Genomic DNA, 18,249 nt, shown 5'->3' on the forward strand with positions numbered 1-18,249 from the left:
CCGGAGACGTGCTGACCCGAATCGCGGCGACAATCAACAATAAAAACGCGAAATAAGGCTGTATGTCCGTCCCGCTGTCCGCAGATTTTCGGAATCCGCGGAGGAACCACCTCCGCCGGCGACGCCACAGAACGGCTCCGCAAAACCGAACGGGGGTGAGCCGCGGCGCGGCTCACCCCCACAAGACGGTCGCGGAGCGACGTACGGTCACCTCGGCATGAGAACCTTGTCGACCGTGTAGACGGTGGCGTTGCTCGTCGCGATGTTCCCGCAGGTCACCGCCGCGTCGTTGACCTTGAGGCTGGAGTCGGACCCGGAGACCGTGAGCTTGCGGCCCTCGAGAGAGGTCAGCTGGCCGTGCATGTCCGCCGGCGCCTTGCGTCCCTTCACCACGTGGTAGGCCAGCAGTCCCCGGAGCGACTTGCGGTTCGACATCATCTGGTCGAGCTGGCTCTTGGGGATCTTGTTGAACGCTTCGTTCGTGGGCGCGAACACCGTGATGTCCTGGGCGGAGTTGAGCGTCTCGGCCAGTCCGGCCTTCTTCACCACACGCGCCAGCGTGGACAACGACGGGATGTCGGAGAGCGCGGTGCCGACCGGCACCTTGGCCAGCTCGGCGGGACTGCCCTTGCCCGAGGCCGGCAGCGCGGAGCAGCCCGCGCCGACGGGCGTCCCGGAGACCGCCGGCGACGCCGACGGGCTCGGGGAGACGGTCTCACTCGCCTCCGGGCTGGGCGTCTCGGTGGTCATGTCCGTGGCGGTCTCGTTGGCCGCGACCGGAGCCGCGGTGTTGTCGCCCTGACTGCCGCAGGCCGCGGACATCGAGAGCGCCGCGGTCAGGGCGGCAAGGGCGAGCAGACGGGTATTCATGATCGTGCTTCCTTAGTCGTGGAAAGGTCGTTGCTGGGTGGCGGGTCGGGTGCGTGACGAGACACAGAGCGAACGCACCGATCGGTCCCGGTACCGGACGCGGTGCGCGGCGTGCCACCCGCACGACCGCCCGCGCCTACCGACCCCTGCGGACGGCGACACCGGAAGAGCCCGCCACACCGGCTCAGCACCGGTGTGGCGGGCCGATCAGACGGGCCGCTCACACGGGCCTGTCCGTCAGGCCGTCCGGGGCGGGCTCACCAGCCGCGGCGAATGGTGCCGGCCGGGGCGGGTGACCGTCTTCTGGCGCGGCGCCTTCTGCTGCGCCGTCTTCTGCTGTCCCCTGGGCTGCGGGTAGGACTTGGTCGTCTGGACCCCCTGCACGGGGCGGAAGGTGAACGGCTTCGGCGCCTCGCCGGAAGCGAGGACGGGCTGGATGAAGACGTCGCGCGTCTTCGGATCGATCACCGGGACGAACTTGGTCTCGTTCTCCCCCCCGGCCGCCCGGGTGTCCGACGTCTGGGCGGGATTTCCGGCGCCCGTACCGGAGGCTCCGGCCGCGCTCGGAGCGGACGGCGATTCGGGAGCGGTGCCCGTGTCGTTCCGCCTGCCGTCCGTCCCACTGGGAGTCATCCATGGCGGCGCCTGGGGAATGGGGAACGGAAAGTCCCCGGCCTGGGGCGCCATGCCGGGCAGCGACGCGGGTTGCGGCCGGCCCGTGGACGGCGTCGCGGCGTTGTTCTTGTCCGTGGTGGCCCTCGTTCCGGGCGGGGCCGGGTCCGGCGGCACGGCGGCCGGCCCCGACAGCAGGGCGGCGGCCAGCACAGCGGCTGTGCAGAGAGGCATGAGACTCCCCCGAGGTCATGGATGGTACGAGCACGACGGTAAGCGCCGCACCGGGGAGTGATCACGCATCCGACGACCAATGTCCGGTCAAGCATGATGATCGGGCGCTTCACCCGCAAAGATCCCATCGCACCCGCAAGCGCACGCCGTGCCGGCCTGGGGTGCGGCGCCTGCTGAGGAGCGCGGCAGGCTCAGCCGGGCAGGCGCGATCACGAGAGCATCGGTCGGCGAGCCCAGGTCGGCAACCTCGGCCCGGCAACCTCGGCCCGGCAGGCTCAGCCCGGCAAGCTCGGCCCGGCAGGCTCAGCCCGGCAAGCTCGGCTCGGCGAGCTCAGTCCGGCAGGCTGACATCGATCGGCACCACGATCGGCGGGTGCGGGGGCGGGTGCGGCACCGGCCGCTGCTCGAAGTGCTGCTCAAGGGCGCGGCGGAGCCGATCCAGCGCCTCGTCGACCGTGTGCCCTTCGCAGGCCATCTCGACCTGGACGCACCGCGCGCAGTACAGGCCACCGTCCCCGGGAGTGACGGTCGCGGTCAGCCGCACGGTCCGTCCCATGCTCCCACCGTGCGCGGGAGCGCGCCGTGGCAATCCCGGCAGGAGGGCAACGAATCGGAGATCTCTCGCACCGGCTCCCGCGCACGTGCGGTTCGTACGGAGGGCTTTGCCGAAATAAGAGCCGTTCGGGCGCGACGCCGGGAGGACGGCGCGGTTCCCCGGGTAGGGCCGGGCGTATGAGTAAAAAAGGCAAGAAGGAAGAGCCGTCCGTGGGCGACGAGGTCACCTGGAAGAGCCACGGCGGCACCGCGACCGGCAAGGTCGAGAAGAAGATCACCGAGCGCACGGAGGAGGCGGGCCGCACGGTGGCCGCCTCGCCCGAGGACCCGCAGTTCCTCGTACGCAGCGAGAAGAGCGGCGGGACCGCGGTGCACAAGCCGTCGGCCCTGCACCCCGAGGAGTGATGTGCCGTCCGCCGAGCGCCGGCTGGCGGCCCCGCCCGGTCAGGCGGACGTCGACTCAGGCGGTCGTCGACGCCGTTCACCGGGCATCCGGAGCCGCGACCGAAAAGGCATGAGAGGAGCACGGGCCCACGGGCGCGCCGGGGGCGCGCCCGAGGCGCCGGCCGCCCCCGCGAGCTAGTTGAGCGTCTTCCTCCAGTGGAAGCCGCCGGGCAGGTTCACGGTGAGAGTACGGCGCCCGTCCGCCGTCTTCGTGACGCGGAAGGCGCGTCCGCCGAAGCTGTGCCCGACGCCGCCGCGTGAGAGGTTAAGCCTGAACGGTCCCATCTTGAGCGATTTTCGATAGCTCCAGCCCATGGTGTCCCTCCACGATTTCCGGTGCCCCCACGACTACCCCGCAAGTCGATCAGCACACGGGATCTTCTCCGTTTACGTCTCTGCGGACGGGTATGGCCAAGAGCTGGACGAGCTTTTCGGCCGTCACGACCCCCGATCGGACAGCCGGCCGGGCGCCGCGGCTGGACGGGCCCGGCCGTACCGACCGGGGTTCTCGCCGCCGCACGAAGCCGCCCGTTCGAGACCGGAAGGAGCGATGCCATGGGACACGCCGGAGTGATGCTGGAGACCTACCCCGCCGACCTCGGCGGCGTGGACAGGCAGGTGCTGGCGAAGTGCATCGAGGCGTGCTTCGACTGCGCGCAGACCTGTACGGCCTGCGCGGACGCCTGTCTGAGCGAGCACGCGGTGGCGGAACTGGTCCGTTGCATCCGCACCAACCTCGACTGCGCCGACATCTGCGCGACGACGGGCCGGGTGCTGTCGCGGCACACCGGGTACGACGCGAACCTGACCCGCGCGCAGCTGGAGGCGTGCGCGCAGGCGTGCCGCAGTTGCGGTGACGAGTGTGGTCAGCACGCCCACGTGCACGAGCACTGCCGGGTGTGCGCCGAGGCGTGCCGCCGCTGCGCCCAGGCCTGCAACGAGCTGCTGGCCTCGCTCGGCTGACACGCGTCGCACCGCCACCGGCAGGCCGCTCGGACCGCACCGCCACCGGCAGGCCGCTCGGATCGCACCGCGGCTGGCAGGCCGCTTAGTTGCACCGCGGCCGGCAGGCCGCTTAGTTGCAGGGTGCAATGACATGGCGGCGCGAGCGAGCGTGTAAAAACGGTGCCTATGGCAAAGGAAGCGGACGAGGAGCCCACCGGCGACGACCTGGAGGCCGTCACCGTCGCCGTGCTCACCGCCTCGCGCGTGCTCGTCGCGGTCTCCGCGCGGTCCCTCGCCGCCGCGGAGGACCGCGTCACCCTGCCGCAGTTCCGTATGTTGCTGGTGGTCGGGCAGGGGGAGACCAAGCTGGTGACGCTGGCCGAGAAGCTCGGCGTGAACCCGTCGACCGCAATGCGGATGGCCGATCGCCTCGCCGTCGCCGGCCTGCTTGAGCGTGAGGTCAACCCGCTCAACCGGCGGGAGACCCTGCTGCGGCTGACCGACAACGGACGGCGCATCGTGGACGAGGTAACCGCCCGGCGCAAGGAGGAGATCGCCGCGATCCTCACGCGGCTGCCGGCGTCCCGGCGGCAGGCCCTCATCGTCGCCATGCGGGAGTTCAACGAGGCGGCGGGCGAACCGCCGGCCCGCATCGCCTTCCCGCTGGGCTGGCCCGGCCCGTCCTGACGTCGCAGCCGCCCGGCCCCCGTCACGCTCGTTGCCGCTTCCGAGGGCGAGCCCGTCAGGAGGCCGGCCGGCAGGGGGTCAGCAGCCGGAGGCGGCGCAGACGCCGGGGATGAGCCCGGGGGCCCCGTCGGCGCCCGCCGGGACCTCACCCTGGTCCTGGCTCGAACCGCCCTTCGAGGCGCCGCCCGTCTTGGACGTGCCGGTCCCGGCCCGGTCCGTGCCGGAGCCCTGCCCTCCGGAGGAGGAGCCGCCGCCCGAGGACCCGGCCGCGGTGTCCGCGCCGCCTCCGGCGGGCGCCTGGCCGCCACCGGAGCCGTCTCCGCCGGACCCGGTCGCGCCCTGGTCGCCCGGATTCTGGTCCCCTGAGCCCTGATCCGCCGAGCCCTGCGAGTCCTGTCCGCCCTCCGCCCCGGTCTGGTCGCCGGTGCCGTCACCGGCGGAGCCGCCGTCCTGGGCGGGGTCCGCCGACTGTTGCACGCCGCCCGCGGCGGGCGGGTCCGCCGGGCCTGCGCCGTCGCGCAGCGCGTAGCCCGCTCCCCCGGCGGCCAGTACGGCGACCAGCGCCGCGGCGGCGATGACGAGAGGCTTCCTGTTCTTGGTCGTGGCCGGCGGCTCATCCCGGCTGGAGAGGATCTCCTGCCGGAAATGATCGTCCTGGCTCGTCTGCGACGGGACGCGCCCTTGCATGTGAGACAACTCCCAGCGGTCGTTACGGGGGAAAGCTCCACGGCTTCCGCGGGTGGCTGCCCACACTAACCCCACCAGTGAGCTAATCTCACAAATAACCGCAAACAATCATGAATCTCCCAGGGTTTCCCCCGGCCCGATCGCGCTGCGTACCAGGTCAGCGGCTGTGCGTCGCCGCACTGTGGTAGTCGGTGTACGTGTAGGGATTGTCGAGGATCTTCGTCTCGGGGATGTCCGGGTTCATCCCCTTCTGCCATGCCTCCTCGCCCAGGGTCGAGCGCAGGTACTCGACGGTTCGCTCCACGTCGCGGCGGGCCGCGGCGAGGTCCACGCCGACCAGCCGGTGCTCGTACTTGACCACCCGGCCGTTCACGAGGACCGTGTGCACGTCGCCGCGCTGCGCCTGGAACGCGACGTGCCCGTACGGGTTGAGCAGCGGGAACGACACCGGCGACGCGTCGTTCTTGATGAGCACGATGTCGGCCTTCCGGCCCGCCTCGACGCGGCCGAGGTCGTCGGCGCGGCCGATCGCGCGGGCCCCGCCACGCGTCGCCCAGTCCACCACCTGGTCGGCGCGCAGGCTGCAGTGGGTGACCGTCTCCCCGTTGGCGTGCGCCTCCATGTGCTCCCGGGAGCGGTCGGCCCCGAGCGTCGTGCGCATCGCGGAGAACAGGTCGCCGCTCCACCAGACGCTGGTGTCCATCGACAGCGAGACCGGGATGTCGTGCGCGCGGATGGCCCAGGTGGGCGGGTAGCCCTGGCCCGCGCTCTGCTCGCTCTCGGTGGAGACCGAGATCGAACCGCCGGTGGCGGCGATGCGGTGGTAGGAGTCCGCCGACAGCGAGGCGGCGTGGACGTAAACCGTCTCGGGCGTCATGAAGCCGTGCTCGTACATGAGCCGGATGCCGTCGTCGCTGGTCGCGCCCCACACGCCCGCGTGGGTCGTGACGGGGACGCCGAGGTCGCGGGCCACCTCGAAGGCCGGCTTCTCGGGGAAGGCCGGGTCGCCGGTGACGTCGAAGGCGATCTGGAAGCCCAGCAGGTCGTCGCCCGTGATGCGGCGGTCGACGAAGTCGCGGAACTCCGGCGCGCCGGTCCACTCGGCCGGCGGCGCCTGGATGTTGCCGTAGGCCAGCACGAACCGGCCTGGCACCGCCCGCAGGGCGTCGACGGCCGCGTCGGCGTGGTCGACGGTCCGCAGCCCGTGCGACCAGTCCACGACCGTGGTGACACCGGCGTCGATCGCCTCGATCGCGGCCAGCAGGTTGCCGGCGTGCACGTCCTCCGGCCGCCACAGCTTGCCGTACTCCAGGTAGTACCAGACGAAGTACTGCGTCAGCGTCCAGTCGGCGCCGTAGCCGCGCATCGCCGTCTGCCACATGTGCCGGTGAGTGTCGATCATGCCGGGCATGACGATGCCCCCGGTGGCGTCGACGACCACGGCGCCGTCCGGCACGGGCAGGTCCGGCCCCACCTCCGCGATCCGGTCCCCGACCACGAGGACGTCCGTGCTCGGCAGCACACTGTGCCCGTCGTCCATCGGCAGCACCGTCCCGCCGCGCAGCAGCACGGGCCGGTCCGGCCCGAAATCGGTCGGCTCGTTCATCGTCGAACTCCTCACCTGTGCCGAGCACGGCCGCATCTGCCGAACAGTTGTCCGCCATACGGTCAGTGCTGCATCCGCTGTTACTTTCCCGAGCGCCGTCCCCGCTGTCAACCATGCGTTTTCGGCCGCATCCTGCGACGAAGTAGCGGTCACCCCGTTTGACCAGAGAGACGGCTGTGCCAGAATCGGCCTCACGGACCGATGTCCGTTCAGCGGACACAGCAGTCACAGCAAGGAGGGGAGCCGGATGACAGACGACACCGCGCCCGAGCGGGGAGGCGGGCCGCTGTCCGGCGTGCTGGTGGCCGACTTCTCCCGGGTCCTGGCCGGGCCGTACGCCACGATGCTGCTGGCCGACCTGGGCGCCGAGGTCGTCAAGGTCGAAGGGCCCAAGGGAGACGACACCCGCACCTGGATGCCGCCCGTACGCGGCGACGTGTCGACGTACTACCTGGGGGTCAACCGGGGCAAGCGCTCGATCGCGCTCGACCTGCGGGACTCCGACGACGCCCGGGTGGCCCGGGAGCTGGCCCGGCGTGCCGACGTGCTGGTGGAGAACTTCAAGCCGGGCGGGCTCGCCAAATACGGCCTCGACTACGCCTCGGTGAGCACGGCCAACCCCGGCGTGGTGTACGCCTCGATCAGCGGGTTCGGCTCCGGCGCGGGCCGCGACGTGCCCGGCTACGACCTCATGGTGCAGGCCATGTCCGGCCTGATGAGCCTCACCGGCGACCCGGACGGGCCGGCGTACCGCGCGGGGATCTCGGTCTTCGACGTGATGGCGGGCAACCACGCCGCCATCGGCGTCCTCGCCGCCCTGCGCCACCGCGACGCCACCGGGCAGGGCCAGCACGTCGAGGTCAACCTGCTGTCCTCGGCGCTGACCGGCCTGGTCAACCACAGCTCCGCGTACGTCGCCGGCGGCGTCGTCCCCTACCGCATGGGCAACGCCCACCCGAGCGTGTTCCCCTACGAACCACTGCCCACCGCCGACAACGACCTCATCGTCGCGGCCGGCAACGACGGCCAGTTCCGCAAGCTGTGCGAGGTGCTCGGCATCCCGGAGATCGCCGACGACCCGCGCTTCGCGCGCAACGCCGACCGGACCTCGCGCCGCGAGGAGCTGCGGCCCATCCTGGTCGAGAGGCTCGCCACGCGCGGCGCGCTGGAGTGGTTCGAGTCGCTGGTCGCCGCCGGGGTGCCGTGCGGGCCGATCAACACCGTCGACGGCGGGTTCGCCATGGCAGAGCGCTTCGGGCTCGACCCGGTCGTGGAGGTGGGCGAGGGCGACCGGGCGGTCCCGACCACCCGCCACCCGATCCGGTTCTCCGCGACCCCCGCCGCCTACCGGCTGCCGCCGCCGGAGCTAAACGAGCACGGAGACGAGCTGCGCGAGTGGCTGACGCAGGAGGAGGACCGCGATGTCTGACCGGCCCGAGACGACCGAGCGGCCGTCGTACCCGACCGCGTTGGGGGCGTCCTCGCTGAAGTCGATCACGCTCCTCGGCTGCGACCTGGCCGAGGACGTGATGGGCAAGGTCGGGTTCGGCGAGCTCGCGTTCTGGCTCGCCGCCCAGCGCAGGCCGACCCCGGGCGAGACCCGCGTGTTCGAGGCCGTGCTCGCCGCGCTGGCCGACCACGGGTTCACCCCGACCGCGATCGTCACCCGGCTGACGTACCTGTCCGCGCCCGACTCGATCCAGGGCGCGCTCGCGGCCGGGCTGCTCGGCGGCGGGTCGCGCTTCCTCGGCGTCACCGAGGACTGCGGCCGGTTCCTGCACGAGGTGCTGGCGGCGCACGACGGCCCGCCGCCCACCGGCGACGACGGCTGGGACGCCCTCGCCCTGGAGACCGTACGGGCCCGGCGGCAGGCGAAACGGTTCATCCCCGGCCTCGGCCACCACGTGCACAAGGAGGGCGACCCGCGCACGCCCCGGCTGATGGAGATCGCCGCCGAGGAGAACCTGTTCGGGCCGCACCTGTCGCTGTTCGCCGCGATCGGCCGCGTGCATCCGCAGGTGCTGGGCAAGACGCTCCCGCTCAACGGCGCGGGCGTCTGCGGCGCGGCGCTGGCCGACCTCGGCCTGCCGCTCGAACTGCTGCGCGGCTTCGCCCTGCTCGCCCGTACGGCCGGCCTGATCGGGCAGCTCGCCGAGGAGCTGCGCCGCCCGGTGGCGAACGAGATCTTCCTGTCGGTGGACCTCAACAACCGGTCCGTCGGCCCCCAGCCCTACACCCCCTGACGCCACTGGAGGTTCGCATGGCTGAACTGGTCGCGGTGATCGCGTCCACCCATCACCCGTTCTACTACCGCGCCAGCACGGCCACCGGCGAGGACCGCCCGCCCTTCGCCGACGAGTGGGTGCGCAAGGTCGAGGCGTTCCGGGAGACGCTGACGAGGGCGCGGCCCGACGTGCTGGTCATGGTCGGCTCCGACCACTTCCATCAGCTCTGGCTCGACAACATGCCGCAGTTCCTCGTCGGCAAGGCGCCGTTCTACGACGCGAACTGGTACAACGAGGAACGCGAGTTCGGCCTGCCCCGGATGTTCTTCACGGGCCAGGAGGACCTGTCGGCGTACATCCTGCGGGAGGGCCTGGACGCGGGTTTCGACCTGGCCTTCTCCAACGAGCTGCGGATCGACCACTCGATCACCTGCCCGATCATCACGTTACGGCCGCAGAACGACCTGCCGATCGTGCCGATCTACACCAACATCTTCGCCCCGCCGCTGCCGCGGCCGAAGCGGTTCGTGCAGCTCGGCCGTACGATCCGGGAGCTGGTGGAGTCGTGGCCGGCCGGCAAGCGGGTGGCGGTGATCGGCACCGGGCACCTGTCGCTGGAGCTCGGCGGGCCGCGCCAGTTCGGCCCGCACGGGCCCGACCCCGAGTTCGACCGCAGGGCGGTCGAGTGGATCTCCTCGGGCGACATCGAGGGGTGCCTGTCGGAGGTCACCCTCGACAGCCTCCACCTGCCCGGCAACGCCACGCACGGCTTCATGGACTTCATGCTGATGATGGGCGTGGCCGGCGAGGGCGCCAAGGCCGACTACGTCGACACCTACGACCTGTTCCACACCATGGAGGCCTACTTCACCTGGTACCCCAACGGAGGCGTGGCGTGAGCAAGTATCTGCTGAACAAGTTCCTGTTCACCGTGGACCGCGATCCCGACCTGGTCGAGCGCTACCGTGAGGACCCCCGGGGCACGGTCGAGTGGTGGGAGGCCGAGCACGCCAACCGGCTGCTGAGCTGCCACGGCGGGGAGGCGTCCACCTGGCTGCGCTTCGAGGACGCCGAGCGCGAGGCCCTGACCGGGCACGACTACCCGAAGCTGTTCGAGCTGGGCGCGCACCCGTTCCTCACGCTCACGCTGTTCATCGCGATGTTCGAGCGCGACCACGAGCCGATGGGCTTCCAGACCGAGTACGCCCGGCGGCTGGCCCACATGACCCTGCCGTACCCCGACATCGCGACCTGATCGGACCTGCCCGCCGTCGTGAGCGGGCCGGGGCGGCGAGGCGCCGGGCACGCCGTGCGGGGCGTGCCCGGCGGCTCTCGCCGACGACGTGCTTCAACCGGACTGCCACAACCAGACGTGCTTCGGCGAAAGGTGGACCATGCGAGCGGCACAGATCGTGGAACCCGGCAGGCCGCCGCTGGTGGCCGACCTGCCCGTGCCCGCCGCCGGGCCCGGCGAGACGCTGGTCGAGGTCGGCGCGGCGCCCGTCACGCCGCTCGACCTGCTCTGCGCGAGCGGCACGTCCTACTTCGGCCGGCCGCGCACGCCGTACGTGCCGGGGGTGCAGGGCGCCGGAACCGCGGACGGGCGGCCCGTGTGGTTCGCGACCTCGGCCGGGATGGCGCCGGGCGACGGCAGCATGGCGCAGGTGGCGGCCGTGCCCGCCCGCGACCTCGTCGAGCTGCCCGCCGGGGCCGATCCGGTCGCGGTCGCCGCGCTCGGGCTCTCGGCCGTCGCCGCGCACATGGCGCTGACCTGGCGCGGCGAGCTCGCCCCCGGCGAACAGGTGGTGGTGCTCGGCGCGGGCGGCGTGGTCGGGCAGGCCGCCGTACGGATCGCGCGGATCGCCGGCGCCCGCAGGGTCGTGGCGGGCGCCCGCTCCCCCGCCGCCGCGGCACGCGCCCGGCAGGCGGGCGCGGACGCCGTGGTGGCGCTCGACACCGGTGACGTCGCCACGCTGGCGGCCCGCTTCGCCGAGGCGTGCGACGGGCCCGCCGACCTCGTGCTCGACCCGCTCTTCGGCGCGCCCGCGGCCGCCGCGGCGCGCGCCCTGCGGCCCGGGGGCCGATGGGTCAACCTCGGCTCCTCGGCGGACGAGACCTGCCCGATCGACTCCTCCACGCTGCGCGGCAGGTCGCTGCGGCTGCTGGGATACACCAACAACGAGCTGACCCCGGAGCAGCGGGCCGCCTCGATCGTGTTCGTGGCCGAGCAGTCCGTGGCCGGGCGGCTGTCCGTCGCCCACGAGCGCGTGCCGCTGGAGGACGCCGCGGCCGCCTGGGAGCGCCAGACCGCCGGCACCGCCTCGGGCAGGATAGTCCTCATCCCCGGCGGGGCTCGCTGAGGACTGATCGCGTACGTGACGGACGGGAGGCCGAGATGGCCGGGACGACGGTGACCGAGACGACCGTGGCCGAGGTGATGACCGAGCTCGCCGGACTCGAGGACCCCAAGGCCCGCGAGGTCAACGAGAGACACGGCGACGATCACGGTGTCAACCTCGGCAAGCTGCGCGCGCTCGCGAAGCGGCTGAAGACGCAGCACGAACTCGCCCGCGCGCTCTGGGAGACCGACGACACGGCGGCGCGGCTGCTGGCGCTCCTGATCTGCCGTCCGAAGGCGTTCGAGCGTGACGAGTTGGACGCCATGCTGCGCGGGGCGCGCTCGCCCAAGGTGCACGACTGGCTCGTGAACTACGTGGTGAAGAAGAACCCGCACGCCGAAGAGCTGCGCCTGGCCTGGTCCGCCGACCCGGATCCGGTGGTCGCGAGCGCGGGCTGGGCACTTACCACCGAACGCGTGGCGAAGAAGCCCGAGGGCCTCGACCTCGCAGGGCTGCTCGACGTCGTCGAGGCGGAGATGAAGAACGCGCCGGATCGCCTGCAATGGGCGATGAACCACTGCCTGGCCCAGATCGGGATCGAGCACCCCGAGCACCGCGCCCGTGCGATCGACATCGGTGAGCGCCTGGAGGTGCTCAAGGACTACCCGACATCCCCGGGCTGCACGTCTCCGTTCGCGCCGGTCTGGATCACCGAGATGGTGCGCCGGCAGCACGGCGAGTAAGGAAGGTCTCCCGCGCAGGCCCCTGCCGCGACTCCCTCGGCTAGGAGGCCGTGACCTGCGGGACCGACTCGTAGAGCGCCCAGTCGGCGCTGATCGCCCCGGCCGTCGTGAGCAGCAGGGGCAGGTGCTCCCCGGTGAGCCTGTCCAGCGAGGTCTCGGCGGCGTGGCTGTTCACGTTGACCGCCGCGATGACCTTGCCCGAGCCGTCGCGCAGCGGCGCGGCCACCGACCGGATCCCGAGGGCGAGCTGCTCGTCGGTCAGCGCCCAGCCCTTCGCCCGCACCTCGCGCAGCATCGCGTCGCGCTCCTGCCGGCCGGGCCGCCACCGCGGCTCGATGCCCGACCGGCTCGGCTCGGCCAGCACCCGCTCCAGCTCGTCCGGCGGCAGCGCGGCGAGCAGCACCTTGCCCAGGGACGTCTGCAGCGCCGGGAACCGCGTCCCGATCTGCACCGAGAGGGCGACGATCTTCGGTACGGCCACCCGGGCGACGTACACGATGTCGGACCCGTCGAGCTGGGCGATCGACGACGACTCGCGCGTCTGGGCGACCAGCCGTTCCAGATGCGGCCGGGCGACCTCCCACAGCCCGGTCGAGCGGACGTAGGAGACGCCGAGCTCGAGCACCCGCGGGGTGAGGGCGAAGCCGCCCTGCTCCGGCCGGGCGTACCCCAGCTCCTGCAGCGTGAGCAGGATGCGCCGCGCGGTCGGCCGGGCCAGGCCGGTCGCGGCCGCCACCTCGGTCAGGGACATGACCGGGCGGCCCGGCTGGAACGCCCTGATGACATCGAGGCCGCGCGCCAGCGCCTCGATGAAGTCAGGTCCGGTGTCGCCTCGTGCCATGAACGCCTCTTCCGCCCGAACTCGCCGAGTCAACTCTAGACCCTGTCCACTCGTCTCCGTCCGCCTGACGGCGCGAGGAACAGTCCGGGATGCCCAGGCTCACCCGCTGTGACGTGACGGCGGGCAGTGGAGGCCTCTGACATGACCGCTGAGCGGACCTATGTCCGCTCCGATGGCGGACGCCATGACAGCGTGGCGAAAAGTGTGCCCGGCGAACATGTCCGGGCGCTCACCGGCGTTCTACCGTGCCCGGAAAGGCTCGGTGAGCCCGGTCTTCCGAGGAGTCGCCATGGTCACCCCCCTCCCCACCCGGCCGCCGCGAGCGGTCGCCGCCGTCGCCGTCCTCCTTCTCGTCCTGGCCGGCCTGCTCGGCGCGGGCGCCCCACCCGCGCGCGCCGCGTCACTGGCCCAGGTCGCGTCGTTCGGCTCCAATCCCGGCAACCTCGCGATGTACGCCTACCGTCCCGACGGCCTGCCCGGCGGCCGGCCGCTCGTGGTGCTCCTGCACGGCTGCACGCAGAACGCGAGCGGCTACTTCGCCGACTCGGGCTGGCGCGAGTACGCCGACCGGTGGGGCTTCGCCCTCGTGCTGCCGCAGACGAGCAGCGCCAACAACGCGTCCAGCTGCTTCAACTGGTTCCAGACCGGCGACACCACCAGGGGGCAGGGCGAGGCCGCGTCCATCCGGGCCATGGTGGCGTACGCGGTCGCCGCCTACGGGACCGACCCCGCGCGGGTCTACGTGTCCGGGCTGTCGGCGGGCGGGGCGATGTCCGCCGTCATGCTGGCGACCTACCCGGACGTCTTCGCCGCCGGGTCGATCGCGGCCGGTCTCGCGTACCGCTGCGCGAGCAACCTGACCGAGGCGTCCGGCTGCCAGTACGGCCCGGCGAGCAGGACCCCGCAGCAGTGGGGTGACCTGGTCCGGAACGCCTATCCCGGCTACGCGGGGCCGTATCCCCGGGTGGCCGTCTGGCAGGGCCAGGCGGACTACACGGTCGTCCCCGCCAACGGGAGGCAGCTGCGCGACCAGTGGGCGAACGTGCGGGGCGTCTCCCCCGCCCCCACCGCCACACGGTCGCTCACCGGCGGCGCCACGCTCACCGTGTACGGCGACGACGACGTCCGCCTCTACGAGATCGGCGGCATGGGTCACGGCCTCCCCGTCGATCCCGGCGGCGCCCCCGACCAGTGCGGCGCCACCGCGGCGTACTTCCTCGACACGATCTGCTCGGCCTACCACGACGCCCGGTTCTTCGGCCTGGACGGCGGCGCCCAGCCCAGCCCCAGTCCCAGTCCCAGTCCCAGTGCCAGCCCCAGCCCCTCGCCCGGCGGCACGCCGGCCGGGACGTGCGTACGGGCGAGCAACTACGCCCACACCACGGCGGGACGGGCCTACCAGTCCGGCGGCCACACCTACGCCAAGGGGTCGAACGACGCGATGGGCCTGTGGAACACGTTCACCGTCCACGCGCTCCGGCAGACCGGCCCGGATCACTGGGTGCTCGCCGACGGCCAGTGCTGACCCGCCGCCTTCCGAGGGGACCGCGTGGCCCCCGCGACCGCCAGGAGGCCCGGGAGGCATGATCGGCATCCGGCCGGGCACGTCTCCCGGGGCGGACGGCGGGGGCGTCGCGTCCGGGCACGGCGGAGGTTTCGCGGGCGGCAGGCCCCGCGGCTTCCGGCGTGCCACGGCGGGTCGGGCCGCCACCGCGGGCCGGGCCGTCGCCCCGTTCCGGCCCGGTCGCCGTGTCCGGACGAATACGGAGGTGGTTGCGATGAGCGGACGCGTACTGCCCTCGGCCCTGCTGGCGGCCGCTCTGCTGAGCGGCACGGGCGGGTACGGCACCGCGGCCTTCGCCGGCACGCCGGCCCCGCCCGCCGCACTGGCCGCCGCCCCGGCCGCCACACTGGCCGCCGCCCCGGCCGCCACGACGCCGGCGGCCGGCCACAACGAGCAGGACGTCATGTTCGCCCGGATGATGATCCCGCACCATCGTCAGGCGGTGGAGATGTCGAAGCTGGCCGGCAGCCGGGCGGCCGACGCCCGGGTCAGGCGGCTCGCCGAGCGGATCGAGGCCGCCCAGGCTGCCGAGATCCGCACGATGAGCGGCTGGCTCACCGCCTGGGGCGAGCGGGCGCCCGACGAGAGCGCCGCGCCGGCCCACCACGCCATGCCCGGCATGATGTCCCCCGAGGACATGCGGCGCCTCGAGGGACTGTCCGGGCGGGCCTTCGACCGGGCCTTCCTCACCATGATGATCCGGCACCACGAGGGCGCCGTCAGCATGGCCAGGGACGAACTGCGCGGCGGAGCGTACGAGCCGGCCCGGCGGATGGCGGCGTCCGTCGTCTCCGGCCAGTCGGCCGAGATCACGGAGATGAAGCGCCTCCTCCAGCAGTGACGGCCCGCTCGTCCGGGACGCGGCCGGCGGAGGTCAGCGGGTGCGGCGCCTGCGGTGCCGTCCGACGGAGGGCGCCGCCGCGGCCCTGAACCGGAGCCCGGTCACGGCGGTGGAGACCACCGCGAAGAGCAGACCGGCCGGCAGGACGGCGTCGCCCGGCGACCACACGACGTCGGGAGACTGCCCCTGTTGCGCCGCCATGTTCCTGGTGGTGGGCCCGGCCGGACCCTGGACGCTCGCGTTCACCGCGGCCACGGGCTGGACCGTCACCGTCGCCTTCGGCGTCGGCTTGACCTTGCGCGGCAGGCCGTACCCGACGATCTTGTTCTTGTCGCGCACCTTGCGCTTCAGCCAGACGCCGTCGACGTTGCCCTCGATCGTGTGGACCTTCCCGCCCACGACCTTCTCGACCACGCCGACGTGGTCGATGTCGCGGACGTTCTTGGTTCCCGACCAGTCGAAGAAGACCACCGCGCCCGGCTCGGGCTTGTCGCTCCAGGCGTGCTGCTTCTTGAACCACTTGGCATGCCGCGTGGTCAGCGCGAACTCGCCGACGTGGTCCTGCACCCCGGCCCGGTTCGCCGCCCAGGAGACGAACATGTCGCACCAGGGGGCGGTCTTGAAGTCGGGGTCCTTGGCCACGTTGTCGGCGTACCACTCGCCGAACTTCGTATGTTTTCCCGCTCGTTCGCGGTAGCCCAGTTCCGGGCGGACGGCGTCGAGCAGTTGCCGAGCTATGGGATCGCTGGAAATCGGAGGCTCCTCATGGCGCGCTTTAAGACATGACGAACCGGCCCACCGGGCGTGACGGCACGACGGCATGGCCGTACGAGGGCACGGCCCTCCGGCGGGGCGGAATCAGAAACGGGAGATGTGGCAGCCCGTCACGGGCGCGCCATCACCCCGGAAGCCTGGAGACGTTCCAGGGCGGGCAAGCGGTCCGTCGATGCGACGCGGACCGGATCGGCAGGTGGAGCCGACACTCCACGCGCTCTCCTCTCCTTGGCCGCCTACCGGGTTAGCTGACGGGTTCGGGCCAGGAGTAGCCCTACCGGATGGTCCGGATTCACCCCGAGAGACATGGGTCCCCGGTTCCCGGGATGGATGACGTCCGGGATTCGGCGGTCGCCGGTCGTCCTCGGGTTGAGGACCGCACACCGGCGCGACACGGGAAGCATAGTAGATAACAAGTAAGACACGGTCCAAAAACCGGCAAATGACCCGATTCGGGCCGCCGCCGCGCGACACTTCCGCTGGTCCTCGCGGTCGCGGCCCGTCCTCGGTGAGATACGCCACACAGCCGTACGGCACCCGCCGCCGGCCGGACGATCCCTGGCCGGCGACCGGTCCCGGACGGGTCACTCCGCGAGCGACATGTACAGGCGGGTGCCCGACGGCCGGTAGCCGACGCGTTCGTAGACGCGCCGCGACCCCTCGCCGCCGTACTCGAGCCACACCGACCGCGCGCCACGGGTGAACATCTCGGCGGTCAGCGCGGCGGTGACCGCGGCGGCGACGCCCCGGCCGCGGAAGGCCGGGCGCGTGCCGACACCGGCGAGTTCCGACGTGCCGACGGCGGGGGCGGAGCAGGTGGCCGCGCCGGCGCACCCGCCGTCCCGCGCCCGGACGAACCGCACCGCCCCGCCGCTCTCCTGCAGGCGGCGCAGCCGGGCCGCGCCCTCCGGTGAGGCGGCGAACTCGGCGCCGAACGCCTCGGACAGAGCGGCGTCGATCGACAGGTAGTCCTGGTCCGCGACCGGCGTCTCCACCAGGGGACCGCCGTCCCTTCGCGGCGTCAGCGTGTCCGGGGTGCAGACGAGGTAGTCGTGCACCGCCTCCACGCCGAAGCCCGCCCGGGCGAGCGCCGGCTCCACGCCGGGCGCGGCGTCCGGCGCGAACTCGAGCCGGGGCTTGAGCCCGCGATCGCGGAACGCCCCGACCAGCGCCGCGACGTCCCGCGCGGACGGCCGGGCTCCGGGCAGGGGGGTTGCGTAGTTGACGTGCGGGCTGCGGGTGTCGGGATCGATCCCGACGACGAAGCCGCCGGTCTCGACGACCTCGGGGCGGCGGCGAAGGTTGGCCACGGCAAAGCTCTGGACATCGATGTCCACGGTGATTGAACCTCACGTCGATGACGAAGTGGAGCGCGCTCCCGCCACGTCGAGCGGGCGATGAGCCGCGCGGGGGGCCGTCCCCATCGGGGGACGCGGACGGTGCGCGGAGCACCGCGGCGTCGGGCCGCCGTGAAACGGTGACGGCACTGCCCGCGCCGGTGCCGCCGGGTGGCGGACCGCTCAGTGCCGACGGCGGCCGCTGCGGGTCGCCGAAGCCATGGCCTCAGTCCTTCGTCTGTACGCGTGCTGTGAAGCGGTCGCACTCTCCCACGCGTCCGCGCACGGCCGCAACCGCTTATCCCCCGCCCCTTTCGCGCGGCCGGCCAGGACGCGTACGCGGGCCCGACGACGTCAGGGACGGGTACGCGGCCTGGCCTCGTTCGCGGCTACCACTGGCCGCCCGGTGCGCCGACTCCCCGTCGCCGGCCGCCGCGCTCGTGCTGCCGGTAGTTGGCCGCGAACGCCAGCGCGCCGAGGCCGAACAGGAAGATGATCGCCCCGGTGACCACGTTGTCCCAGATGGTCGCGGTGGTGGCCGGCTGTCCGCGGATCACCCACGGCGCGATGATCGTCCAGGCGCCCAGCACCGGCAGCACCCAGCTCACGCCGTACGTGCGGCCGAACGCCGACGCGCAGCTCAGCGCGAGCGCCGCGACCGTCAGCCCGATGATCAGGTTGTTGATCGCCAGGCCGCCGAATCCGGCGAAGCCCACGACCCACGGCGAGATGGCGAGGTAGAGCCCGGCGAGGAGCGTCACTCCGTCCATGATTTGCGCGGGAACGGTCGAGCCCGCGCGATCGTACGTCTGGCGCAGTTCCGTCGCGTCCGGGCGTCGTGCCAGACCTGGTTGCACCATGATGCGTCACCTCTTTCCCCCGGCAGGGCCGCGGCCGCGGGTTTCCCCGGACCCGCCCGGCCCTCACTTGCATCATGCAACGCGG

Annotated in this window: 21 protein-coding genes and 1 riboswitch; of the genes, 11 read left to right on the plus strand and 10 right to left on the minus strand. The window is 72.4% G+C overall.

Going from position 1 to position 18,249, the window contains the following annotated elements; genetic code table 11:
• Nucleotides 1-207: 207 nt before the first annotated feature.
• The 3 genes from ACWEQG_RS04870 to ACWEQG_RS04880 all read right to left on the minus strand — a co-directional run bounded on the left by ACWEQG_RS04870 (nt 208) and on the right by ACWEQG_RS04880 (nt 2,272).
• Nucleotides 208-870 (minus strand): fasciclin domain-containing protein, encoded by a 663-nt coding sequence (locus ACWEQG_RS04870; protein ID WP_363471432.1) that lies wholly within the window; start codon nt 868-870, stop codon nt 208-210.
• A gap of 237 nt (nt 871-1,107) precedes the next feature.
• Nucleotides 1,108-1,716 carry a hypothetical protein gene (locus ACWEQG_RS04875; RefSeq protein WP_452281794.1) on the minus strand — a complete coding sequence of 203 codons (609 nt, stop codon included), beginning with the start codon at nt 1,714-1,716 and terminating at the stop codon, nt 1,108-1,110.
• Nucleotides 1,717-2,047: 331 nt separating this feature from the next.
• Nucleotides 2,048-2,272, minus strand: coding sequence for a type II toxin-antitoxin system HicB family antitoxin (locus ACWEQG_RS04880; RefSeq protein WP_363471436.1), 225 nt, complete (start codon nt 2,270-2,272; stop codon nt 2,048-2,050).
• Between the two features lie 176 nt (nt 2,273-2,448).
• On the opposite strand from ACWEQG_RS04880, the gene ACWEQG_RS04885 reads away from it, so the two are divergent.
• Nucleotides 2,449-2,676 carry a hypervirulence associated TUDOR domain-containing protein gene (locus tag ACWEQG_RS04885; RefSeq protein WP_363471438.1) on the plus strand — a complete coding sequence of 76 codons (228 nt, stop codon included), beginning with the start codon at nt 2,449-2,451 and terminating at the stop codon, nt 2,674-2,676.
• A 174-nt stretch (nt 2,677-2,850) separates the two neighbouring features.
• Here the strand turns inward: ACWEQG_RS04885 and ACWEQG_RS04890 are convergent, their stop codons facing one another.
• Nucleotides 2,851-3,030, minus strand: coding sequence for a DUF4236 domain-containing protein (locus ACWEQG_RS04890; protein WP_452281796.1), 180 nt, complete (start codon nt 3,028-3,030; stop codon nt 2,851-2,853).
• A 240-nt stretch (nt 3,031-3,270) separates the two neighbouring features.
• Here ACWEQG_RS04890 and ACWEQG_RS04895 point away from each other — a divergent pair, with 240 nt between their 5' ends.
• Nucleotides 3,271-3,678 carry a four-helix bundle copper-binding protein gene (locus tag ACWEQG_RS04895; protein WP_346227097.1) on the plus strand — a complete coding sequence of 136 codons (408 nt, stop codon included), beginning with the start codon at nt 3,271-3,273 and terminating at the stop codon, nt 3,676-3,678.
• 168 nt (nt 3,679-3,846) lie between these two features.
• Nucleotides 3,847-4,347: a MarR family winged helix-turn-helix transcriptional regulator gene (locus ACWEQG_RS04900; protein ID WP_452281798.1), complete on the plus strand. Its 501-nt coding sequence runs from the start codon at nt 3,847-3,849 to the stop codon at nt 4,345-4,347.
• 78 nt (nt 4,348-4,425) lie between these two features.
• Here ACWEQG_RS04900 and ACWEQG_RS04905 read toward each other — a convergent pair whose 3' ends face one another.
• Both ACWEQG_RS04905 and ACWEQG_RS04910 read right to left on the minus strand, forming a co-directional pair.
• Nucleotides 4,426-5,034 carry a hypothetical protein gene (locus tag ACWEQG_RS04905; RefSeq protein WP_452281800.1) on the minus strand — a complete coding sequence of 203 codons (609 nt, stop codon included), beginning with the start codon at nt 5,032-5,034 and terminating at the stop codon, nt 4,426-4,428.
• Between the two features lie 157 nt (nt 5,035-5,191).
• Nucleotides 5,192-6,640 (minus strand): amidohydrolase family protein, encoded by a 1,449-nt coding sequence (locus tag ACWEQG_RS04910; RefSeq protein WP_452281802.1) that lies wholly within the window; start codon nt 6,638-6,640, stop codon nt 5,192-5,194.
• 247 nt (nt 6,641-6,887) lie between these two features.
• Here ACWEQG_RS04910 and ACWEQG_RS04915 point away from each other — a divergent pair, with 247 nt between their 5' ends.
• The 6 genes from ACWEQG_RS04915 to ACWEQG_RS04940 all read left to right on the plus strand — a co-directional run bounded on the left by ACWEQG_RS04915 (nt 6,888) and on the right by ACWEQG_RS04940 (nt 11,947).
• Nucleotides 6,888-8,069, plus strand: a complete 1,182-nt coding sequence (locus ACWEQG_RS04915) for a CaiB/BaiF CoA transferase family protein (protein WP_452281804.1) — start codon at nt 6,888-6,890, stop codon at nt 8,067-8,069.
• On the plus strand, nt 8,062-8,883 hold the full coding sequence (locus ACWEQG_RS04920) for a citryl-CoA lyase (protein WP_452281806.1): 822 nt from the start codon (nt 8,062-8,064) through the stop codon (nt 8,881-8,883). Before ACWEQG_RS04915 ends, ACWEQG_RS04920 begins: the two co-directional genes overlap by 8 nt.
• A gap of 17 nt (nt 8,884-8,900) precedes the next feature.
• Nucleotides 8,901-9,764: a DODA-type extradiol aromatic ring-opening family dioxygenase gene (locus ACWEQG_RS04925; RefSeq protein WP_452281808.1), complete on the plus strand. Its 864-nt coding sequence runs from the start codon at nt 8,901-8,903 to the stop codon at nt 9,762-9,764.
• On the plus strand, nt 9,761-10,120 hold the full coding sequence (locus ACWEQG_RS04930) for a hypothetical protein (protein ID WP_363471453.1): 360 nt from the start codon (nt 9,761-9,763) through the stop codon (nt 10,118-10,120). Before ACWEQG_RS04925 ends, ACWEQG_RS04930 begins: the two co-directional genes overlap by 4 nt.
• A gap of 139 nt (nt 10,121-10,259) precedes the next feature.
• On the plus strand, nt 10,260-11,225 hold the full coding sequence (locus ACWEQG_RS04935) for a zinc-binding dehydrogenase (RefSeq protein ID WP_452281810.1): 966 nt from the start codon (nt 10,260-10,262) through the stop codon (nt 11,223-11,225).
• Between the two features lie 35 nt (nt 11,226-11,260).
• On the plus strand, nt 11,261-11,947 hold the full coding sequence (locus ACWEQG_RS04940; protein ID WP_452281812.1) for a DNA alkylation repair protein: 687 nt from the start codon (nt 11,261-11,263) through the stop codon (nt 11,945-11,947).
• A gap of 40 nt (nt 11,948-11,987) precedes the next feature.
• Here the strand turns inward: ACWEQG_RS04940 and ACWEQG_RS04945 are convergent, their stop codons facing one another.
• Entirely contained in the window at nt 11,988-12,788 is an 801-nt protein-coding gene (locus ACWEQG_RS04945) for an IclR family transcriptional regulator domain-containing protein (RefSeq protein ID WP_452281813.1), read from the minus strand.
• A gap of 289 nt (nt 12,789-13,077) precedes the next feature.
• On the opposite strand from ACWEQG_RS04945, the gene ACWEQG_RS04950 reads away from it, so the two are divergent.
• Both ACWEQG_RS04950 and ACWEQG_RS04955 read left to right on the plus strand, forming a co-directional pair.
• Nucleotides 13,078-14,313: an extracellular catalytic domain type 1 short-chain-length polyhydroxyalkanoate depolymerase gene (locus ACWEQG_RS04950; RefSeq protein WP_452281815.1), complete on the plus strand. Its 1,236-nt coding sequence runs from the start codon at nt 13,078-13,080 to the stop codon at nt 14,311-14,313.
• A 253-nt stretch (nt 14,314-14,566) separates the two neighbouring features.
• A complete protein-coding gene (locus ACWEQG_RS04955) occupies nt 14,567-15,193 on the plus strand; it encodes a DUF305 domain-containing protein (protein WP_452281817.1) in 627 nt (208 codons plus the stop codon).
• Nucleotides 15,194-15,226: 33 nt separating this feature from the next.
• Here the strand turns inward: ACWEQG_RS04955 and ACWEQG_RS04960 are convergent, their stop codons facing one another.
• From ACWEQG_RS04960 to ACWEQG_RS04970, 3 genes are all read right to left on the minus strand, one after another.
• On the minus strand, nt 15,227-15,835 hold the full coding sequence (locus ACWEQG_RS04960) for a CHAP domain-containing protein (protein ID WP_363465862.1): 609 nt from the start codon (nt 15,833-15,835) through the stop codon (nt 15,227-15,229).
• A 349-nt stretch (nt 15,836-16,184) separates the two neighbouring features.
• Nucleotides 16,185-16,327: riboswitch (cyclic di-AMP (ydaO/yuaA leader) on the minus strand.
• Between the two features lie 224 nt (nt 16,328-16,551).
• Entirely contained in the window at nt 16,552-17,304 is a 753-nt protein-coding gene (locus ACWEQG_RS04965; protein WP_452281819.1) for a GNAT family N-acetyltransferase, read from the minus strand.
• Between the two features lie 389 nt (nt 17,305-17,693).
• Nucleotides 17,694-18,164 (minus strand): SPW repeat protein, encoded by a 471-nt coding sequence (locus ACWEQG_RS04970; protein ID WP_452281821.1) that lies wholly within the window; start codon nt 18,162-18,164, stop codon nt 17,694-17,696.
• Nucleotides 18,165-18,249: the final 85 nt, after the last annotated feature.

It is taken from the genome of Microbispora sp. NPDC004025 (genome assembly GCF_053604425.1).

Excerpts from the sequence above, each read along its gene's own strand:
- ACWEQG_RS04870 (WP_363471432.1), bottom strand. The coding sequence starts at position 870 with ATGAATACCCGTCTGCTCGCCCTTGCCGCCCTGACCGCGGCGCTCTCG.
- ACWEQG_RS04875 (WP_452281794.1), bottom strand. The coding sequence starts at position 1,716 with ATGCCTCTCTGCACAGCCGCTGTGCTGGCCGCCGCCCTGCTGTCGGGG.
- ACWEQG_RS04880 (WP_363471436.1), bottom strand. The coding sequence starts at position 2,272 with ATGGGACGGACCGTGCGGCTGACCGCGACCGTCACTCCCGGGGACGGT.
- ACWEQG_RS04885 (WP_363471438.1), top strand. The coding sequence starts at position 2,449 with ATGAGTAAAAAAGGCAAGAAGGAAGAGCCGTCCGTGGGCGACGAGGTC.
- ACWEQG_RS04890 (WP_452281796.1), bottom strand. The coding sequence starts at position 3,030 with ATGGGCTGGAGCTATCGAAAATCGCTCAAGATGGGACCGTTCAGGCTT.
- ACWEQG_RS04895 (WP_346227097.1), top strand. The coding sequence starts at position 3,271 with ATGGGACACGCCGGAGTGATGCTGGAGACCTACCCCGCCGACCTCGGC.
- ACWEQG_RS04900 (WP_452281798.1), top strand. The coding sequence starts at position 3,847 with ATGGCAAAGGAAGCGGACGAGGAGCCCACCGGCGACGACCTGGAGGCC.
- ACWEQG_RS04905 (WP_452281800.1), bottom strand. The coding sequence starts at position 5,034 with ATGCAAGGGCGCGTCCCGTCGCAGACGAGCCAGGACGATCATTTCCGG.
- ACWEQG_RS04910 (WP_452281802.1), bottom strand. The coding sequence starts at position 6,640 with ATGAACGAGCCGACCGATTTCGGGCCGGACCGGCCCGTGCTGCTGCGC.
- ACWEQG_RS04915 (WP_452281804.1), top strand. The coding sequence starts at position 6,888 with ATGACAGACGACACCGCGCCCGAGCGGGGAGGCGGGCCGCTGTCCGGC.
- ACWEQG_RS04920 (WP_452281806.1), top strand. The coding sequence starts at position 8,062 with ATGTCTGACCGGCCCGAGACGACCGAGCGGCCGTCGTACCCGACCGCG.
- ACWEQG_RS04925 (WP_452281808.1), top strand. The coding sequence starts at position 8,901 with ATGGCTGAACTGGTCGCGGTGATCGCGTCCACCCATCACCCGTTCTAC.
- ACWEQG_RS04935 (WP_452281810.1), top strand. The coding sequence starts at position 10,260 with ATGCGAGCGGCACAGATCGTGGAACCCGGCAGGCCGCCGCTGGTGGCC.
- ACWEQG_RS04940 (WP_452281812.1), top strand. The coding sequence starts at position 11,261 with ATGGCCGGGACGACGGTGACCGAGACGACCGTGGCCGAGGTGATGACC.
- ACWEQG_RS04945 (WP_452281813.1), bottom strand. The coding sequence starts at position 12,788 with ATGGCACGAGGCGACACCGGACCTGACTTCATCGAGGCGCTGGCGCGC.
- ACWEQG_RS04950 (WP_452281815.1), top strand. The coding sequence starts at position 13,078 with ATGGTCACCCCCCTCCCCACCCGGCCGCCGCGAGCGGTCGCCGCCGTC.
- ACWEQG_RS04955 (WP_452281817.1), top strand. The coding sequence starts at position 14,567 with ATGAGCGGACGCGTACTGCCCTCGGCCCTGCTGGCGGCCGCTCTGCTG.
- ACWEQG_RS04970 (WP_452281821.1), bottom strand. The coding sequence starts at position 18,164 with ATGGTGCAACCAGGTCTGGCACGACGCCCGGACGCGACGGAACTGCGC.